Origin of the sequence: Pantoea anthophila, assembly GCF_026104315.1 — a bacterium.
Lineage (GTDB): Bacteria > Pseudomonadota > Gammaproteobacteria > Enterobacterales > Enterobacteriaceae > Pantoea > Pantoea anthophila.
Genome location: NZ_CP110473.1, coordinates 3,727,464 through 3,746,564, shown reverse-complemented (window position 1 = coordinate 3,746,564; position 19,101 = coordinate 3,727,464). Strand labels below are relative to the sequence as shown.

Annotated in this window: 13 protein-coding genes, 2 tRNA genes and 2 rRNA genes; 14 read left to right on the top strand and 3 right to left on the bottom strand. The window is 56.8% G+C overall.

Annotated features, from left to right (window positions below; all coding sequences use genetic code 11):
* Positions 1-3 precede the first annotated feature (3 nt).
* The 3 genes from tatB (at position 4) to tatD (ending at position 2,286) form a co-directional block, all read left to right on the top strand.
* Positions 4-657 carry a Sec-independent protein translocase protein TatB gene (gene tatB, locus OJ965_RS19950; protein WP_009088507.1) on the top strand — a complete coding sequence of 218 codons (654 nt, stop codon included), beginning with the start codon at positions 4-6 and terminating at the stop codon, positions 655-657.
* Positions 657-1,415 carry a Sec-independent protein translocase subunit TatC gene (gene tatC / locus OJ965_RS19945; RefSeq protein ID WP_009088508.1) on the top strand — a complete coding sequence of 253 codons (759 nt, stop codon included), beginning with the start codon at positions 657-659 and terminating at the stop codon, positions 1,413-1,415. The genes tatB and tatC overlap by 1 nt, the downstream gene beginning before the upstream one ends.
* Before the next feature lie 88 nt (positions 1,416-1,503).
* Positions 1,504-2,286 carry a 3'-5' ssDNA/RNA exonuclease TatD gene (tatD, locus tag OJ965_RS19940; protein WP_009088510.1) on the top strand — a complete coding sequence of 261 codons (783 nt, stop codon included), beginning with the start codon at positions 1,504-1,506 and terminating at the stop codon, positions 2,284-2,286.
* Here the strand turns inward: tatD and rfaH are convergent.
* A complete protein-coding gene (rfaH, locus tag OJ965_RS19935) occupies positions 2,283-2,771 on the bottom strand; it encodes a transcription/translation regulatory transformer protein RfaH (protein ID WP_009088512.1) in 489 nt (162 codons plus the stop codon). The genes tatD and rfaH overlap by 4 nt on opposite strands.
* Before the next feature lie 206 nt (positions 2,772-2,977).
* Between rfaH and pepE the strand changes: the two genes are divergently transcribed.
* The 3 genes from pepE (at position 2,978) to fre (ending at position 6,011) form a co-directional block, all read left to right on the top strand.
* Positions 2,978-3,703 (top strand): dipeptidase PepE, encoded by a 726-nt coding sequence (gene pepE / locus OJ965_RS19930; protein WP_265137583.1) that lies wholly within the window; start codon positions 2,978-2,980, stop codon positions 3,701-3,703.
* Between the two features lie 80 nt (positions 3,704-3,783).
* Positions 3,784-5,268, top strand: a complete 1,485-nt coding sequence (ubiD, locus tag OJ965_RS19925) for a 4-hydroxy-3-polyprenylbenzoate decarboxylase (RefSeq protein WP_009088516.1) — start codon at positions 3,784-3,786, stop codon at positions 5,266-5,268.
* Positions 5,269-5,309: 41 nt separating this feature from the next.
* Positions 5,310-6,011, top strand: a complete 702-nt coding sequence (gene fre, locus OJ965_RS19920; protein WP_009088519.1) for an NAD(P)H-flavin reductase — start codon at positions 5,310-5,312, stop codon at positions 6,009-6,011.
* 68 nt (positions 6,012-6,079) lie between these two features.
* Here fre and fadA read toward each other — a convergent pair whose 3' ends face one another.
* Positions 6,080-7,243, bottom strand: coding sequence for an acetyl-CoA C-acyltransferase FadA (fadA, locus tag OJ965_RS19915; RefSeq protein WP_140923895.1), 1,164 nt, complete (start codon positions 7,241-7,243; stop codon positions 6,080-6,082).
* A gap of 10 nt (positions 7,244-7,253) precedes the next feature.
* Entirely contained in the window at positions 7,254-9,437 is a 2,184-nt protein-coding gene (gene fadB / locus OJ965_RS19910) for a fatty acid oxidation complex subunit alpha FadB (protein WP_265137577.1), read from the bottom strand.
* Between the two features lie 186 nt (positions 9,438-9,623).
* Between fadB and pepQ the strand changes: the two genes are divergently transcribed.
* From pepQ to OJ965_RS19870, 8 genes are all read left to right on the top strand, one after another.
* Positions 9,624-10,955, top strand: coding sequence for a Xaa-Pro dipeptidase (gene pepQ, locus OJ965_RS19905; RefSeq protein ID WP_265137576.1), 1,332 nt, complete (start codon positions 9,624-9,626; stop codon positions 10,953-10,955).
* Complete coding sequence (locus OJ965_RS19900) at positions 10,955-11,572, top strand: IMPACT family protein (protein ID WP_046100972.1); 618 nt, start codon at positions 10,955-10,957, stop codon at positions 11,570-11,572. Before pepQ ends, OJ965_RS19900 begins: the two co-directional genes overlap by 1 nt.
* Before the next feature lie 32 nt (positions 11,573-11,604).
* Positions 11,605-13,056, top strand: coding sequence for a Trk system potassium transporter TrkH (gene trkH / locus OJ965_RS19895; RefSeq protein ID WP_009088529.1), 1,452 nt, complete (start codon positions 11,605-11,607; stop codon positions 13,054-13,056).
* 17 nt (positions 13,057-13,073) lie between these two features.
* A complete protein-coding gene (hemG, locus tag OJ965_RS19890) occupies positions 13,074-13,607 on the top strand; it encodes a menaquinone-dependent protoporphyrinogen IX dehydrogenase (RefSeq protein ID WP_009088532.1) in 534 nt (177 codons plus the stop codon).
* Positions 13,608-14,018: 411 nt separating this feature from the next.
* A 16S ribosomal RNA gene (locus OJ965_RS19885) occupies positions 14,019-15,557 on the top strand.
* Positions 15,558-15,630: 73 nt separating this feature from the next.
* A tRNA-Ile gene (locus OJ965_RS19880) sits at positions 15,631-15,707 on the top strand.
* Between the two features lie 146 nt (positions 15,708-15,853).
* Positions 15,854-15,929: transfer RNA gene (locus OJ965_RS19875), tRNA-Ala, on the top strand.
* A gap of 202 nt (positions 15,930-16,131) precedes the next feature.
* Positions 16,132-19,036 (top strand): 23S ribosomal RNA (locus OJ965_RS19870).
* The 16S and 23S rRNA genes sit together here with 2 tRNA genes alongside, the layout of an rRNA operon.
* Positions 19,037-19,101 lie beyond the last annotated feature (65 nt).

Here is a 19,101-nt window from a genome sequence, read left to right as displayed (position 1 = left end):
ACCGTGTTCGATATTGGTTTTAGTGAACTGGTATTGGTGTTCGTGATCGGGCTGATTGTACTCGGCCCGCAACGATTACCGGTTGCGGTGAAAACCGTGGTCGGCTGGATCAGGGCGATTCGTTCGCTGGCAGCCAATGTACAACATGAACTGGCGCAGGAACTCAAACTGCAGGAGTTGCAGGAGAGCCTGAAAAAGGTGGAAGAGGCGGGCCGTGGCACGCTCTCCCCTGAGCTGAAGGAGTCGATGGAAGAGCTGCGTAAAACGGCAGATTCAATGAAGCGCTCGGTCAGTCAGAGCATCGACATTGAAAAAGAGGAAGACGAAGCGAACACCATCCACTCAGCACAGCACCGGTATGCCCCTGAGCCTGCTGCGACGGAAACCGCCGCGACGCCAGCCTCAGCAGAGCATCAGGCCAGCGCACCGGCACAGGCACCGTCTGCGGTAGCGGGTGCCGATGCCGCGGTGCAACCCGCACCGGCCGCGGCCGCACAGCGACCCTCTGCTGCGCCATCCGCTCCGGCTGCGCCATCCTCTGCTGCGCCTGCTGCTGTGGCCAGCGCACCGGCACAGGCACCCGCTGGCGACGCCGCCAGGTCATCAGGGTCTGCGCGTCCTTCCGCGACCTCCTCTTCTGCAGGTGATGAACGATAATGGCCGTTGAAGATACCCAACCGCTCATCAGCCATCTGATTGAGCTGCGTAAGCGATTACTGAACTGCATCATCGCCGTACTGGTCATTTTCCTGGTACTGGTCTATTTCGCCAACGACATCTACCAGCTGGTCGCATCACCGCTGATCAGTCAGATGCCGGTGGGCTCCAGCATGATTGCAACCGATGTCGCCTCGCCGTTCTTTACCCCGATAAAGCTGACCATCATCGTGTCAGTGTTTCTCGCGGTGCCGGTGATCCTCTATCAGGTCTGGGCATTTGTCGCCCCGGCGCTCTACCGGCATGAGCGCAGGCTGGTGATGCCGCTGCTCTTTTCCAGCACCTTCCTGTTCTACTTCGGTGTGGCCTTCGCTTATTTCGTCGTTTTCCCGCTGGCATTTGGCTTTTTCACCAAGACCGCGCCCATCGGCGTGACGGTCGCAACGGATATCGCCAAATACCTCGATTTCGTCATGACTCTCTTCATGGCCTTTGGGGTGGCGTTTGAGGTGCCGGTGGCGATCGTGTTGCTCTGCTGGACCGGTATCACCAGCCCGGAAGATCTGAAAAAGAAACGTCCCTATATTCTGGTGGGCGCTTTCGTAGTCGGGATGCTGCTCACACCTCCGGACGTTTTTTCCCAAACTTTGCTCGCTATTCCGATGTACTGCCTGTTTGAAGTCGGCGTATTCTTTTCCCGTTACTATGTGGGTAAAGGCCGCTGGTCACAGGATGAGGATAAACATACCGACGCCTGACGCTGACCGTATGACCCGCACAGGCGGGAAGCGAGCCATCCAGACCGCCCCTCCGGGCGGTTTTTTTTTACAAACTGTGGGAAAAATTATGTTTGATATCGGTGTAAACCTGACCAGCACGCAATTCGCCTCCGACCGGCAAAAGGTGGTTAAACGCGCGCGTGATGCGGGCGTCACCGGCATGCTTATTACCGGCACCAACGCGCTGGAGAGCCAGCAGGCTCAGCGACTGGCTGAAGGCCAGCCCGGCTTTTGCTGGTCTACCGCGGGCGTTCACCCTCATCATGCCAGCGAATGGTCGCTGGAGATCGCCAGCACCCTGCGCCGGCTGGCGGAAAAACCGGAAGTGGTCGCCATTGGTGAGTGCGGACTCGATTTTAATCGCAACCTCTCGGCTCATGAGCAGCAGGAGTATGCATTTGACGCACAGCTGGCGCTGGCCGCAGAACTGAATATGCCGGTGTTCCTGCACTGCCGTGAAGCCCATGCGCGTTTCGCTGCGGTGCTTGCTCCCTGGCTGCCAAAACTGCCGGGTGCGGTGATCCACTGCTTTACCGGCACGCGCGACGAACTGGAAGCCTGTCTGGAAATGGGGTTATCTGTGGGCATTACGGGCTGGGTCTGCGATGAGCGTCGGGGTCTGGAACTGCGTGAGCTGCTGCCGCTGATCCCGGCCGAACGCCTGCTGCTGGAAACGGATGCGCCCTACCTGTTGCCGCGCGACATGCGTCCGCGTCCGCCTTCGCGCCGCAACGAACCCTGCTTTTTACCGCATATTGTCAGTCAGGTGGCGACATGGCGAGGTGAGAGTGCGGAGGCACTGGCGGCCCGCATCGATCATAACGCGCGGACGCTGTTCAGACTGGCTTAAAGCTTGCGGAACTGCTTGTTGTCGACGCTGCGCATCACCTGCTTGTTGAGGAGATTCAGCAACAGGATCGAGCGTGTTTCACCATCCGGCTCGGCAAAAATGGCGCGCAGCCCTTCAAACGTTCCTTCGGTGATGACAACCTCATCGCCGCTCTGTGGCGTTTCAGGATCGAGCAGGATTTGCGGGACGTCGGTTTCCAGCGCTTCGATGACCGCCGACGGCACGGTTGCCGGGGTGGAGCCGAAGCGGACAAAGTGACTGACACCGCGGGTGCTGCTGATGGTGGTGGTGTGAATCTCTTCAGGATCGAATTCGATAAACAGGTAGTTAGGGAACAGCGGCTCACTCACCGTGGTGCGTTTACCGCGCACGATCTTTTCCAGAGCGATCATCGGGCTGAGGCAATGCACCTCCTGCCGCTCGAGATGCTCCTTCGCGCGCAATAGCTGTCCACGTTTGCAATAGAGTAAGTACCAGGCTTCCATAACGGCTCCCATTGAATGGACGCTAAGAATAGCAAACCTGTTGCCAGAGTTATAGCGCAGGGGCAGAGTAAAGCGGCCCGCAGAGAAAATAAATTGAGACTTTTCTTAGCAGGCCGGAGGCGGGCAGAAACGGTAACGGGAAATTGACGTGCACCAGGGCTCTGTATCAGACTCGATAACCTTCACCTCTGCAAAAGGAACGTCTGATGGAACTCTTTCTGTTGAGCAATGGCAGGCTGGCGGACGATGCGCCGCTGCTGGGTTATGCGCAGCCGCAGCTGCACGCGATGATCGCCCGACGCGCTATCCGCTCGGCGATCCTGATCCCCTACGCGATAATCCGGGGCGATCAGCAGCAGCGCGCCGCCGAACTCACGGCGTCTCTGGGCATCCCGGTCAGGCTGGTTCAATCCTTTGCCTCACCGGCTGAGGCGATTGCACAGGCAGAACTGATTCTGGTCAGCGGCGGCAACACCTGGTTTCTGAACCAGATGCTGCATGAGCAGGATCTCATCGTCCCGATCCAGCGTGCGGTACGTGAGCGACAGGTGCCTTATCTCGGCTGGAGCGCGGGCTGCAATGTGGCGACGCCCTCCATCCGCACCACCAACGATATGCCGGTGCGCAGCAGTGTGGTGCTGCCCGCGCTGGGACTCTTTCCGGTGCAGATCAATCCCCACTATCTTGATGCCAGCGTCAGCGGCCATATGGGCGAAACCCGCGATGAGCGTCTGGCGGAGTTCTGCGCGGTCAATCCGACGGAGTCGGTGATTGCCCTGCGTGAAGGCAGTTTTCTGCACCTGCATGACAACCAGCTGCGCTATTACAGCGTGCGAAACGAGGACTTTAAGCTGTTTCGCCACGGTGACCCGATTCAGGGAATGCACGATACCCGCGCACTGCAACCGCTGGTTCCCTTTCAGTGCGTATGAGGCTGCGGTATAAACCTCAGCAACTCCGCGTAATCAGACCTATAATGGCCGATTCACTCTGGCCGGAATGTTAAAGCCGCATGAAATACCACGATTTGAGAGACTTCCTCGCGCTGCTTGAACAGCGTGGTGAGCTAAAGCGCATTACCCAGTCCATCGATCCCGAACTGGAAATGACGGAGATTGCCGATCGCACGCTGCGTGCCGGTGGCCCCGCCCTGCTGTTTGAAAACCCGAAAGGGTACGATATGCCGGTGCTGTGCAACCTGTTCGGCACGCCTAAGCGCGTGGCTATGGGCATGGGGCAGGAGGAGGTGAGCGCCCTGCGTGAAGTGGGTAAGCTGCTGGCCTTCCTGAAAGAGCCTGAGCCGCCAAAAGGCTTCCGCGACCTGTTCGATAAAATGCCGCAGTTTAAGCAGGTGCTGAACATGCCGACCAAACGGCTGCGTAATGCGCCCTGTCAGGAAGAGGTGTTCAGCGGTGATGAGGTCGATCTGACGCGTATTCCGGTCATGAAGTGCTGGCCAGGCGATGCCGCACCGCTGATTACCTGGGGACTGACCGTCACGCGTGGCCCCCACAAAGAGCGTCAGAATCTCGGTATTTACCGTCAGCAGGTGATCGGTAAAAATCGTCTGATCATGCGCTGGCTGTCGCACCGTGGCGGCGCGCTTGATTTTCAGGAGTGGACGAAAGCGCATCCGGGTGAACGTTTTCCGGTTTCGGTCGCGCTGGGCGCCGATCCTGCCACCATCCTCGGCGCGGTGACGCCGGTGCCTGACACGCTGTCAGAATATGCGTTTGCCGGTCTGCTGCGCGGCAACAAAACGGAAGTGGTGAAGTGCCTGTCGAACGATCTCGAAGTGCCGGCCAGTGCGGAAATCGTGCTGGAAGGGTATATCGAAGCGGGCGATATGGCGCCAGAAGGCCCCTACGGCGACCACACCGGCTACTACAATGAAGTGGATAGCTTCCCGGTATTTACCGTGACGCATATCACGCAGCGTCGACAGCCGATCTATCACTCCACCTATACCGGGCGTCCGCCGGATGAACCCGCCGTACTGGGCGTGGCGCTGAATGAAGTTCTGGTACCGATTCTGATTAAGCAGTTCCCGGAGATCGTGGACTTCTACCTGCCGCCTGAAGGTTGCTCCTACCGGCTGGCGGTTGTGACGATTAAAAAGCAGTACGCAGGGCATGCCAAACGTGTCATGTTTGGCGTCTGGTCATTTTTGCGGCAGTTCATGTACACCAAATTTGTTATTGTGTGTGACGATGATGTTAATGCGCGCGACTGGAATGATGTGATCTGGGCGATCACCACGCGAATGGATCCGGCCCGTGATACGGTATTAGTCGAAAATACCCCTATCGACTATCTCGATTTCGCCTCGCCGGTTTCCGGACTGGGGTCGAAGATGGGGCTTGATGCAACCAATAAGTGGCCGGGTGAAACGCAGCGTGAATGGGGTACGCCCATTGTTAAAGATCCTGCGGTCACGGCGCGCATTGATGCTATCTGGGATGAGCTAGGTATTCTTGATCAGCCGCCACAGCGTTGATGGCGAGCACAACCATAAAGACGACCCGACAGAGGGAACGCATGACAACGTTAAGCTGTAAAGTAACTTCGGTTGAGGCGATTACCGACACGGTCTATCGCGTTCGCCTGATCCCTGAAGCGGAATTCAGTTTTCGCGCGGGGCAGTATCTGATGGTCGTGATGGATGAGCGTGATAAGCGTCCGTTCTCACTGGCCTCAACGCCGATGGAAAAAGATATTATTGAGCTGCATATCGGCGCGTCCGATCTCAACCTCTATGCGATGGCGGTGATGGATCGGATCCGCAACGATCGTCAGATCACCGTCGATATGCCGCACGGTGACGCCTGGCTGCGCGAAGAGAGCAGTAAGCCGCTGATCCTGATTGCAGGTGGCACCGGCTTCTCCTACGCCCGTTCAATTCTGCTCACCGCGCTGGCGGAACAGCCGGAGCGCGATATCGCCATTTACTGGGGCGGACGTGAGCTTAAGCATCTGTACGATCTGGACGAGCTGAATGCGCTGGCGGTGAAGCACCCGAACCTGAAAGTGATCCCGGTTGTTGAACAGCCTGAAGCGGGCTGGCAGGGACGTTCCGGTACGGTACTGACCGCGGTGATGCAGGATTTCAGCACGCTGAGCGAACATGAGATCTACATCGCCGGACGCTTTGAGATGGCGAAGATTGCCCGCGACCGTTTCTGTGCCGAGCGTGGCGCAGTCGAGTCACAGATGTATGGCGATGCGTTTGCCTTTATCTGATCGCCGGCAGCAGACAGAAAAAACCCGCCGGTAACGGCGGGTAAATCTGACAAAATAAACGCAACGTATTACAGACGCTCGAATACGGTTGCGATCCCCTGGCCCAGCCCGATACACATGGTGGCAAGACCCAGGCTGGCATCGCGTCGTTCCATAATGTTCAGCAGCGTGGTACTGATGCGCGCGCCGGAACAGCCCAGCGGATGGCCTAACGCAATCGCGCCGCCATTCAGATTGACCTTTTCATCCATCTGCTCCAGCAAGCCTAAATCTTTGATGCACGGCAGTGTCTGCGCAGCAAAGGCTTCGTTCAGCTCAAAGACGTCGATATCGCTGACGCTCAGTCCCGCCCGTTTTAACGCCAGCTTACTGGCCGGAACCGGCCCATAGCCCATGATTGAAGGATCGCAGCCCACCACGGCCATGCTGCGGATGCGGGCGCGCGGCGTCAGCCCCAGCTCGCGGGCGCGTGATTCGCTCATCACCAGCATAGCGGCTGCGCCATCTGACAACGCTGACGAGGAGCCCGCCGTCACGGTGCCATTCACCGGATCGAAAGCCGGTTTCAGCGCCGCCAGGCCTTCGGCGCTGGTCTCTTCACGGATCACTTCATCAAAATCATAACGTTTGAGGATGCCGTCGCTGTCATGACCATAGGTGGCGACAATCTCTGTCGCAAAATCACCGCGCCGGGTGGCCTGCCAGGCCCGCTGGTGCGAACGCAGGGCAAACGCATCCTGCTGCTCACGGCTGATATGATGCATCCGCGCCAGCATTTCTGCCGTCAGGCCCATCATCCCTGCGGCTTTGGCAACCGTCCGGCTAAGCCCGGGATGAAAGTCGACGCCATGGTTCATCGGCACATGCCCCATATGCTCCACGCCGCCGATCAGACAGCTCCGGGCATCACCGACCATAATGGCGCGGGCGGCATCGTGCAGCGCCTGCATGGAAGAGCCGCACAGCCGGTTGACGGTGCTGGCTGGCACCGTATGGGGAATTTCGGCCAGCAGGGCAGCGTTACGTGCGATATTAAATCCCTGCTCAAGCGTCTGCTGCACGCAGCCCCAGAGAATGTCATCCAGCTCTGCCGGGTTCACCGTCGGGTTACGGCTCAGCAGTTCACGCATCAGATGCGCAGAGAGATCTTCGGCGCGCACATGACGGAAGGCGCCGCCTTTTGACCGGCCCATTGGCGTGCGCACGGCATCAATAATCACCACATTTTCCATCTTCTTGCCCTCAGGCGCTTTTCAGCGCGGCTTCATCAATCGGTTTGGCGGCGAGATACCAGCTTTCATGCTGATGGGCTTTCTGCAGCAGCAGGGCAGGCAGGGCATACAGGCCACCGAGGCCGCTATAACGCCGGGCCTGATCCACCACGTTGCTGTTACCCAGAGTATCGAGATAGCGGAAAGCCCCGCCACGGAAAGGCGGGAAGCCGAGGCCATACACCAGCGCCATATCGGCTTCCGCCGGTGAGGCGATAATCTTCTCTTCCAGGCAGCGCACCACTTCGTTCAGCATCGGCAGCATCATGCGGTTCAGAATCTCTTCATCGCTGAAGATTCGCGCGGGCTGACAGGCCTGCTGCAGCAGCGTATCGACATCGGCATCGGCCACTTTTTTTGGCTTGCCCTTTTTATCTTCTTCCCAGCGCCAGAAGCCTTTGCCATTTTTCTGGCCAAAGCGACCAGCCTCAAACAGCAGATCGATCGCGTCGCGATAGTCATGCTTCATGCGGTCCGGGAACCCGTCAGCCATCACGCTTTGCGCGTGGTGCGCCGTATCGATGCCCACGACATCCAGCAGCCATGACGGCCCCATCGGCCAGCCAAACTGTTTTTCCATGACCTTATCTATCTGGCGGAAATCTGCGCCATCGCGCAGGAGCAGGCTGAAAGCGGCGAAGTAGGGGAACAGCACCCGGTTAACAAAGAAGCCGGGGCAGTCGTTGACCACGATAGGGGTTTTGCCCATTTTGCTGGCCCAGGCCACCACTTTGCCGAGGGTCGCTTCACTGGTTTTCTCGCCCCGGATCACTTCGACCAGCGGCATACGCGGCACCGGGTTAAAGAAGTGCATGCCACAGAAGTTTTCCGGGCGCTGTAACGCCTGCGCCAGCTGGCTGATAGGAATGGTCGAAGTATTCGAGGCCAGAACGGCATCGTCACGCAGGTGCCGCTCTGTTTCAGCCAGCACTTTAGCCTTGATCTGCGGATTCTCGACCACCGCTTCCACCACCACGTCGGCCTGTTCAAAACCGGCGTAATCCAGCGTGGGCTGGATGGTGGCGATGACGCTGGCCAGTCTGTTGCCGTCAATTTTTCCGCGCGCCAGCTGGGTGTTGAGCAGCTTGCTGGCTTCATTCATCCCCAGCGTCAGCGCCTGTGGATTGATATCTTTCATTCTGACCGGCACGCCTTTCCAGGCAGACTGGTAGCTGATGCCACCGCCCATGATGCCTGCGCCCAGCACGGCCGCCTGAGCAGGTGCGCCGCTTTCGCTGGCGCGTTTTTTTGCCAGCCCTTTAACGTACTGATCGTTGAGGAAGATGCCGACCAGTGCGCGCGCTTCGTCAGACTGCGCCAGCGGCACAAATGCAGCCGTTTCAAGCTTCAGCGCATCATCACGACCGAGACTGGCCGCGGCCTCAATGGTTTTTACCGCCATCAGCGGAGCGGGGTAATGCTTTCCTGCGGTCTGAATCACCATGCCCTTCGCAATGGTAAAACTCATCGCCGCCTCGATCGGACTGAGCTTCAGCGGGGCCAGTTTAGGCGCACGGCGCGCCTGCCAGCTGCCCTCTTCGGCGGCCGCTCTGAGCATGGTGATGCCCGCTTCGCGCAGTTTGTCACGGGCAACCACCGCATCGACCAGGCCCAGTTTCAGCGCGGCATTGCCATCCACATCTTTACCGGCGGCAATAATTTCCAGCGCGCTGTCGGCTCCCAGCAGGCGGGGCAACCTTACGCTGCCGCCAAAGCCTGGCATGATGCCGAGTCTGGTTTCCGGCAGGCCGATGCGGGCATCCGCAGTGGCGATGCGCATGTCGGTCGCCAGGACGCACTCACATCCGCCACCCAGCGCATAACCATCAATGGCTGCCAGGGTGGGCACGGGCAAATCTTCCAGACGGTTGAAGATGCTGTTGGCGTAACTCAGCCACTGGCTCAGCTTTTCGGTGGGAGCATCAAACAGGGAAAGGAACTCGGTAATGTCCGCACCCACGATAAAGGCGGGTTTAGCGGAGCTCAGCAGCAGGCCGCGCAGTGCTGGCTGCTGTTCCAGGACCGCAATGGCCTCGCCCAGACTGGCGACCGTTTGCGTATCCAGCTTGTTGACTGAGCCTGTGGCATCAAAAACCAGCTCGGCGATGCCATCGTCCAGCCAGTGAAGGGTAAGGTTAGCGCCTTGGTAGAGCATGTGCGTCTCCTGAAACCGCGAAAGGTGATCTGGTCATACCAGATGATCGTGAGTGTGGGATTGATGTTAATTTTTTGCAAACCGCTCTTTGCTTATTTGCTAACAAGATCACAGCCACGCCGGCTTCGGCATCTGAGCAAGGGGTATGCTAAACTGCGGCCATTTCGCGACACGGGAGAGACGGCTATGGATTCACTGAAGACCTTGTATCACGCGCACATCGCCACGTTGCAGCAACGGGCGCAGCAGGTGCTGGCACGCAATAAACTGGATGCGATGCTGATCCATTCCGGTGAGTTGCTGACGGTGTTTCTGGATGACCACACCTATCCGTTTAAGGTGAATCCGCAGTTCAAAGCTTGGGTGCCGGTCACGCAGGTGCCTAACTGCTGGCTCTGGATCGATGGCGTGAACAAACTGAAACTGTGGTTCTACTCTCCGGTGGATTACTGGCATAACGTTGAACCGCTGCCGGACAGTTTCTGGACCGGAGATGTCGAGGTTATCGGCCTGAAAAACGCAGATGAGATTGCGCACCTGCTGCCTGCACAGCGTGATAATGTCGCCTATATCGGGCCGGTTAATGCACGCGCGGCGCAGCTCGGAATCTCCTCAGACAACATCAACCCTAAAGCGGTCATCGACTTCCTGCACTACCATCGCAGCATCAAAACCGACTATGAACTGGCCTGTCTGCGCCAGGCGCAGAAGCTGGCGGTTGCGGGTCATCGCGCGGCCAAAGAGGCGTTCTCTGCGGGCCTGAGCGAATTTGACATCAATCAGGCTTACCTGACCGCGACCGGCCATCGTGATACCGATGTGCCGTACGGCAATATCATTGCGCTGAATGAACACGCGGCGGTGCTGCACTACACCCACCTGGATCATCAGCCACCGGCGAAACGTCACAGCTTCCTGATTGATGCGGGGGCCGAATATCTGGGCTATGCCGCCGATCTGACCCGCAGCTATGCGGCGCAGAGCAGCTCGCTCTATGCCAGAATGGTGGAGGCGATGAACGCCGAGGAGCTGGCGTTAATCGCCACGCTGAAACCGGGTGTGCGCTACACCGATTATCATCTTCAGATGCACCAGCGTATTGCGAAGATGTTGCTGAAGTTTGAGCTGGTGCAGGGAATCAGCGAAGAGGCGCTGGTGGCTGAAGATCTGACCGGGCCATTTATGCCACACGGTCTGGGGCATCCGCTGGGCTTGCAGGTGCATGACGTTGCCGGGTTTATGCAGGATGAGCAGGGCACCCATCTCGCCGCGCCTGCGCAGTATCCTTACCTTCGCTGCACCCGCGTGCTGCAACCCGGCATGGTCTTAACCATCGAGCCGGGCTTCTATATTATCGACTCGTTACTGGCGCCGCTGCGTCAGGGCCGTTTCAGTCAGCACTTTAACTGGCAGGCGATTGATGCGCTTCGGCCTTATGGCGGCATTCGCATCGAAGATAACGTGGTGATCCATCCAAACCGCGTTGAAAACATGACCCGCGATCTGCATCTGGCCTGATGGACGCTTTTGATATTCCCGCGCTGGCCGTGAGCATCAGTGAGGAAACCATCAAAAAGAGTCGCTTTATTACGCTGCTGGCGCACACCGAGGGGACAGAGGCCGCGCGCGCCTTTGTCCAGCAGGTGAAAAGCGAGCATCCTGCTGCCCGGCATCACTGCTGGGCCTGGGTGGCGGGCGCGCCGGATGACTCTCAGCAGCTCGGTTTTTCGGATGATGGTGAGCCGTCGGGCACCGCCGGGAAACCGATGCTGGCGCAGCTGATGGGTGCCGGTATTGGCGAGGTGACCGCTGTGGTAGTGCGTTATTACGGCGGCATCATGCTGGGCACCGGTGGCCTGGTGAAGGCGTATGGCGGTGGCGTCCAGCAGGGACTGAAGCAGTTACCGCGACAGCGCAAAGTGCCGATGATGGTTTTCACGCTGCAATGCGACTATGCACAGCACAGCGATATCGAACGGCTGGTGCAGCGTTTTGAAGGTAAGGTGACCGACAGCCACTATCAGGATCGTATTGCGCTGACGCTGGCATTGCCTTACGGACAGATCGAGGGGTTCAAAAAAAATCTGTCAGACTTTAGCCGGGGCGCGTTGTCGCTGATCCCGCTCACACCATGATGTTCATCTCTCTTATTTAAAGGAACGGCTGAATGCACTTTCGCGCCATTACCCGCATCGTCGGTCTGCTGGTAATTCTTTTTTCAGTGACAATGATTCTGCCCGGCCTCGTCGCATTAATCTATCGCGATGGCGCGGGACGGGCGTTCAGCCAGACATTTATGATGGCGCTGGTGATCGGCTCGCTGCTGTGGTGGCCGAACCGTAAAAAGAAAACCGAACTCAAACCCCGCGAAGGGTTCCTGATCGTCGTCCTGTTCTGGACGGTGCTGGGCAGCGTAGGGGCCATGCCCTTTATCTTTGCGGAGCAGCCGCATCTTTCCGTCACGGATGCGTTCTTTGAATCTTTCTCGGGCCTGACAACCACCGGAGCCACCACGCTGGTGGGGCTGGACTCGCTGCCTAAGGCCATCCTCTTCTACCGGCAGATGCTGCAGTGGCTGGGCGGGATGGGGATCATCGTGTTAGCGGTAGCCATCCTGCCGATTCTGGGCGTCGGGGGCATGCAGCTTTATCGCGCTGAAATGCCGGGACCCCTGAAAGACAATAAAATGCGCCCGCGCATCGCCGAGACGGCCAAGACACTCTGGCTGATCTATGTTCTGCTGACCGTAGCCTGCGCGCTGGCACTCTGGCTGGCGGGCATGCCGGCGTTCGATGCTATCGGCCACAGCTTTTCGACCATCGCCATTGGCGGCTTCTCAACTCATGATGCCAGCATCGGCTACTTTAACAGCAGCACCATCAATACTATCGTGGCGGTGTTCCTGCTGATCTCCGGCTGTAACTACGGCCTGCACTTTTCCATGCTAAGCGGACGTAACCTGCGCGTGTACTGGCGGGACCCGGAGTTCCGCATGTTTATCGGCGTTCAGCTGACGCTGGTTCTGATCTGTACGGTGGTGCTCTGGTTCCACAATGTCTATGCCAGCGGCTGGCAGACCCTGAACCAGGCCTTTTTCCAGGTGGTGTCCATGGCGACGACGGCGGGTTTCACGACCGACAGTATCGCTCGCTGGCCGCTGTTCCTGCCGGTTCTGCTGTTGTGCTCAGCTTTCATTGGTGGCTGTGCCGGTTCGACCGGGGGTGGCCTGAAGGTGATCCGCATTCTGCTGTTGTGCAAACAGGGTAACCGCGAACTTAAGCGTCTGGTTCACCCGAATGCGGTGTACACCATTAAGCTGGGCAATCGTGCGCTGCCGGAGCGTATCCTGGAAGCCGTCTGGGGATTCTTCTCGGCCTATGCGCTGGTGTTCCTGGTGAGCATGCTGGCGATCATCGCCACGGGCGTCGATGACTTCTCCGCTTTTGCTGCCGTTGCCGCCACGCTGAATAACCTCGGGCCGGGCTTAGGCGTCGTGGCAGACAACTTCACGTCGATGAATGATGTGGCGAAATGGATACTTATCTCTACCATGTTGTTCGGGCGTCTCGAGGTTTTCACCTTGCTGGTGCTGTTTACGCCTACTTTCTGGCGTGAATAATTAATAAGGATGCTGACATGAAAGCGCTGATTCTCTATTCCACCCGCGACGGGCAAACGCAGAAGATTGCTTCCGCTCTTGCAGAGACCATCCGGCAGCAGCAGCCGTGTGATGTGCTGAACATCCAGGATGCCGCTGTGCCTGACTGGACACAGTATGATCGCGTACTGATTGGCGCCTCGATCCGCTATGGCCATTTTCAGCCGGTCGTCGAGACCTTCGTTAAGCAACATCTCCCTGCGCTGCAGCAGCGTACCAGCGGTTTCTTTTCGGTAAACCTCACGGCACGCAAACCTGAAAAGCGTTCTCCTGAAACGAATGCCTATACCCGGAAGTTCTTATTGCAGTCTCCATGGCAGCCTGACTGCTGTGCCGTATTCGCAGGGGCGCTCTATTATCCCCGCTATCGCTGGTTTGACCGTGTGATGATTCAGCTGATTATGCGTATGACCGGCGGTGAAACCGATGCAACGAAAGAAGTGGAATACACGGACTGGCAACAGGTGAGCCGTTTTGCCCATGAATTTGCACAGTTACCAGGCAAATCGTAGCGAAATAGCGCGATTTGGTGAAAATTACTTCGAACAGTAATCTTTTCGCAATAAACGCTTGTCAGCCCGCGCGAACTCCCTATAATGCGCCTCCATCGACACGGCACACCGGCAACGGGAAACGGGTTGAAGGTTCAGGAGACTGAGCCGCCGGAGAAAAACTTCTGAAAAAAGAGGTTGACTCTGAAGGAGGAAAGCGTAATATACGCCACCTCGCGACAGGACGCTAACGCACTGTTCGCACTGCTCTTTAACAATTTATCAGACAATCTGTGTGGGCACTCGCAGGATTGATATCAGCGTCTTTGGACGCACAAAAATATCAAAGCCTCACGAGTGAACACATAATGAAATTCATTATGACGTTTTACAGATGAGCACCGCTGAACTCGTTTCAGCAAATCAAACTTTAAATTGAAGAGTTTGATCATGGCTCAGATTGAACGCTGGCGGCAGGCCTAACACATGCAAGTCGGACGGTAGCACAGAGGAGCTTGCTCCTCGGGTGACGAGTGGCGGACGGGTGAGTAATGTCTGGGGATCTGCCCGATAGAGGGGGATAACCACTGGAAACGGTGGCTAATACCGCATAACGTCGCAAGACCAAAGAGGGGGACCTTCGGGCCTCTCACTATCGGATGAACCCAGATGGGATTAGCTAGTAGGCGGGGTAATGGCCCACCTAGGCGACGATCCCTAGCTGGTCTGAGAGGATGACCAGCCACACTGGAACTGAGACACGGTCCAGACTCCTACGGGAGGCAGCAGTGGGGAATATTGCACAATGGGCGCAAGCCTGATGCAGCCATGCCGCGTGTATGAAGAAGGCCTTCGGGTTGTAAAGTACTTTCAGCGGGGAGGAAGGCGGTGAGGTTAATAACCTCGCCGATTGACGTTACCCGCAGAAGAAGCACCGGCTAACTCCGTGCCAGCAGCCGCGGTAATACGGAGGGTGCAAGCGTTAATCGGAATTACTGGGCGTAAAGCGCACGCAGGCGGTCTGTTAAGTCAGATGTGAAATCCCCGGGCTTAACCTGGGAACTGCATTTGAAACTGGCAGGCTTGAGTCTCGTAGAGGGGGTAGAATTCCGTGTAGCGGTGAAATGCGTAGAGATCTGGAGGAATACCGGTGGCGAAGGCGGCCCCCTGGACGAAGACTGACGCTCAGGTGCGAAAGCGTGGGGAGCAAACAGGATTAGATACCCTGGTAGTCCACGCCGTAAACGATGTCGACTTGGAGGTTGTTCCCTTGAGGAGTGGCTTCCGGAGCTAACGCGTTAAGTCGACCGCCTGGGGAGTACGGCCGCAAGGTTAAAACTCAAATGAATTGACGGGGGCCCGCACAAGCGGTGGAGCATGTGGTTTAATTCGATGCAACGCGAAGAACCTTACCTACTCTTGACATCCAGAGAACTTAGCAGAGATGCTTTGGTGCCTTCGGGAACTCTGAGACAGGTGCTGCATGGCTGTCGTCAGCTCGTGTTGTGAAATGTTGGGTTAAGTCCCGCAACGAGCGCAACCCTTATCCTTTGTTGCCAGCGATTCGGTCGGGAACTCAAAGGAGACTGCCGGTGATAAACCGGAGGAAGGTGGGGATGACGTCAAGTCATCATGGCCCTTACGAGTAGGGCTACACACGTGCTACAATGGCGCATACAAAGAGAAGCGACCTCGCGAGAGCAAGCGGACCTCACAAAGTGCGTCGTAGTCCGGATCGGAGTCTGCAACTCGACTCCGTGAAGTCGGAATCGCTAGTAATCGTGGATCAGAATGCCACGGTGAATACGTTCCCGGGCCTTGTACACACCGCCCGTCACACCATGGGAGTGGGTTGCAAAAGAAGTAGGTAGCTTAACCTTCGGGAGGGCGCTTACCACTTTGTGATTCATGACTGGGGTGAAGTCGTAACAAGGTAACCGTAGGGGAACCTGCGGTTGGATCACCTCCTTACCTGAAGATACCTTCCCGCGCAGTGCTCACACAGATTGTCTGATAAAAAGTCACGAGCAGAAAAAACCTCTACAGGCTTGTAGCTCAGGTGGTTAGAGCGCACCCCTGATAAGGGTGAGGTCGGTGGTTCAAGTCCACTCAGGCCTACCAAATTTCTTCTCATGCTGCGTTATGCGCGCGGTCGTTTACCTGAGTAAACGTCCCTTCCGCATGCCTTGCCTGAAAAGAAATTGCATCCTTCTCATGAAGAATGTAACTCGGTTGAGTGGTAGTAGTGGTCTCTGCAGTAACTGTATGGGGCTATAGCTCAGCTGGGAGAGCGCCTGCCTTGCACGCAGGAGGTCAGCGGTTCGATCCCGCTTAGCTCCACCATACTTGCTGTATTTTTCTGAAATACCTCAGAGCGTACCGGCGACGGTGTGCTGTGACGTATTATGCTCTTTAACAATCCGGAACAAGCTGAAAATTGAAACGACATGGCGCGTTCATTCTCCGTAATAAGAATGAAATGACGACATGTCCGAGTCTCTCAAATGCTTACAGTCTGCAGCGTGAAAACGCCTGTGGGTTGTGAGGTTAAGCGACTAAGCGTACACGGTGGATGCCCTGGCAGTCAGAGGCGATGAAGGACGTGCTAATCTGCGTAAAGCGACGGTAAGGTGATATGAACCGCTACAGCCGTCGATGTCCGAATGGGGAAACCCGGTGCACTCAGTGCATCATTGCAGCATGAATACATAGTGCTGCAAGGCGAACCGGGGGAACTGAAACATCTAAGTACCCCGAGGAAAAGAAATCAACCGAGATTCCCCCAGTAGCGGCGAGCGAACGGGGAGCAGCCCAGAGCCTGAATCAGCATGTGTGTTAGTGGAAGCGTCTGGAAAGTCGCAGGGTACAGGGTGATACTCCCGTACACAAAAGCACACGCGCTGTGAGCTCGATGAGTAAGGCGGGACACGTGGTATCCTGTCTGAATATGGGGGGACCATCCTCCAAGGCTAAATACTCCTGACTGACCGATAGTGAACCAGTACCGTGAGGGAAAGGCGAAAAGAACCCCGGCGAGGGGAGTGAAACAGAACCTGAAACCGTGTACGTACAAGCAGTGGGAGCACCTTCGTGGTGTGACTGCGTACCTTTTGTATAATGGGTCAGCGACTTATATTCTGTAGCAAGGTTAACCGTATAGGGGAGCCGCAGGGAAACCGAGTCTTAACTGGGCGTTAAGTTGCAGGGTATAGACCCGAAACCCGGTGATCTAGCCATGGGCAGGTTGAAGGTTGGGTAACACTAACTGGAGGACCGAACCGACTAATGTTGAAAAATTAGCGGATGACCTGTGGCTGGGGGTGAAAGGCCAATCAAACCGGGAGATAGCTGGTTCTCCCCGAAAGCTATTTAGGTAGCGCCTCGTGAACTCATCTCCGGGGGTAGAGCACTGTTTCGGCTAGGGGGCCATCCCGGCTTACCAACCCGATGCAAACTGCGAATACCGGAGAATGTTATCACGGGAGACACACGGCGGGTGCTAACGTCCGTCGTGAAGAGGGAAACAACCCAGACCGCCAGCTAAGGTCCCAAAGTCATGGTTAAGTGGGAAACGATGTGGGAAGGCACAGACAGCCAGGATGTTGGCTTAGAAGCAGCCATCATTTAAAGAAAGCGTAATAGCTCACTGGTCGAGTCGGCCTGCGCGGAAGATGTAACGGGGCTAAACCATGCACCGAAGCTGCGGCAGCGACACTATGTGTTGTTGGGTAGGGGAGCGTTCTGTAAGCCGTCGAAGGTGTGTCGTGAGGCATGCTGGAGGTATCAGAAGTGCGAATGCTGACATAAGTAACGATAAAGCGGGTGAAAAGCCCGCTCGCCGGAAGACCAAGGGTTCCTGTTCAACGTTAATCGGAGCAGGGTGAGTCGACCCCTAAGGCGAGGCCGAAAGGCGTAGTCGATGGGAAACAGGTTAATATTCCTGTACTCGGTGTTACTGCGAAGGGGGGACGGAGAAGGCTATATCAGCCGGGCGACGGTTGTCCCGGTTTAAGCGTGTAGGCGGAGGGTCCAGGTAAATCCGGACTCTTTTAACGCTGAGGCGTGACGACGAGGCACTACGGTGCTGAAGTGATAAATGCCCTGCTTCCAGGAAAAGCCTCTAAGCATCAGGTAACACAGAATCGTACCCCAAACCGACACAGGTGGTCAGGTAGAGAATACCAAGGCGCTTGAGAGAACTCGGGTGAAGGAACTAGGCAAAATGGTGCCGTAACTTCGGGAGAAGGCACGCTGGCGCGTAGGTGAAGGGACTTGCTCCCGGAGCTGAAGCCAGTCGAAGATACCAGCTGGCTGCAACTGTTTATTAAAAACACAGCACTGTGCAAACACGAAAGTGGACGTATACGGTGTGACGCCTGCCCGGTGCCGGAAGGTTAATTGATGGGGTTATCCGTAAGGAGAAGCTCTTGATCGAAGCCCCGGTAAACGGCGGCCGTAACTATAACGGTCCTAAGGTAGCGAAATTCCTTGTCGGGTAAGTTCCGACCTGCACGAATGGCGTAATGATGGCCAGGCTGTCTCCACCCGAGACTCAGTGAAATTGAACTCGCTGTGAAGATGCAGTGTACCCGCGGCAAGACGGAAAGACCCCGTGAACCTTTACTACAGCTTGACACTGAACATTGAGCCTTGATGTGTAGGATAGGTGGGAGGCTTTGAAGCGCGGACGCCAGTCTGCGTGGAGCCATCCTTGAAATACCACCCTTTAATGTTTGATGTTCTAACGTGGCCCCGTGATCCGGGGTGCGGACAGTGTCTGGTGGGTAGTTTGACTGGGGCGGTCTCCTCCCAAAGAGTAACGGAGGAGCACGAAGGTCAGCTAATCACGGTCGGACATCGTGAGGTTAGTGCAATGGCATAAGCTGGCTTGACTGCGAGAGTGACGGCTCGAGCAGGTGCGAAAGCAGGTCATAGTGATCCGGTGGTTCTGAATGGAAGGGCCATCGCTCAACGGATAAAAGGTACTCCGGGGATAACAGGCTGATACCGCCCAAGAGTTCATATCGACGGCGGTGTTTGGCACCTCGATGTCGGCTCATCACATCCTGGGGCTGAAGTAGGTCCCAAGGGTACGGCTGTTCGCCGTTTAAAGTGGTACGCGAGCTGGGTTTAGAACGTCGTGAGACAGTTCGGTCCCTATCTGCCGTGGGCGCTGGAGAATTGAGGGGGGTTGCTCCTAGTACGAGAGGACCGGAGTGAACGCACCACTGGTGTTCGGGTTGTCATGCCAATGGCACTGCCCGGTAGCTAAGTGCGGAAAAGATAAGTGCTGAAAGCATCTAAGCACGAAACTTGCCCCGAGATGAGTTCTCCCTGACTCCCAGAGAGTCCTGAAGGGACGTTGAAGACGACGACGTTGATAGGCCGGGTGTGTAAGCGCAGCGATGCGTTGAGCTAACCGGTACTAATGACCCGTGAGGCTTAACCTTACAACGCCAGAGGCGTTTTTGAGAGACATGATTTTCAGCCTGTGACGGATACGTCTGCGCGGCCC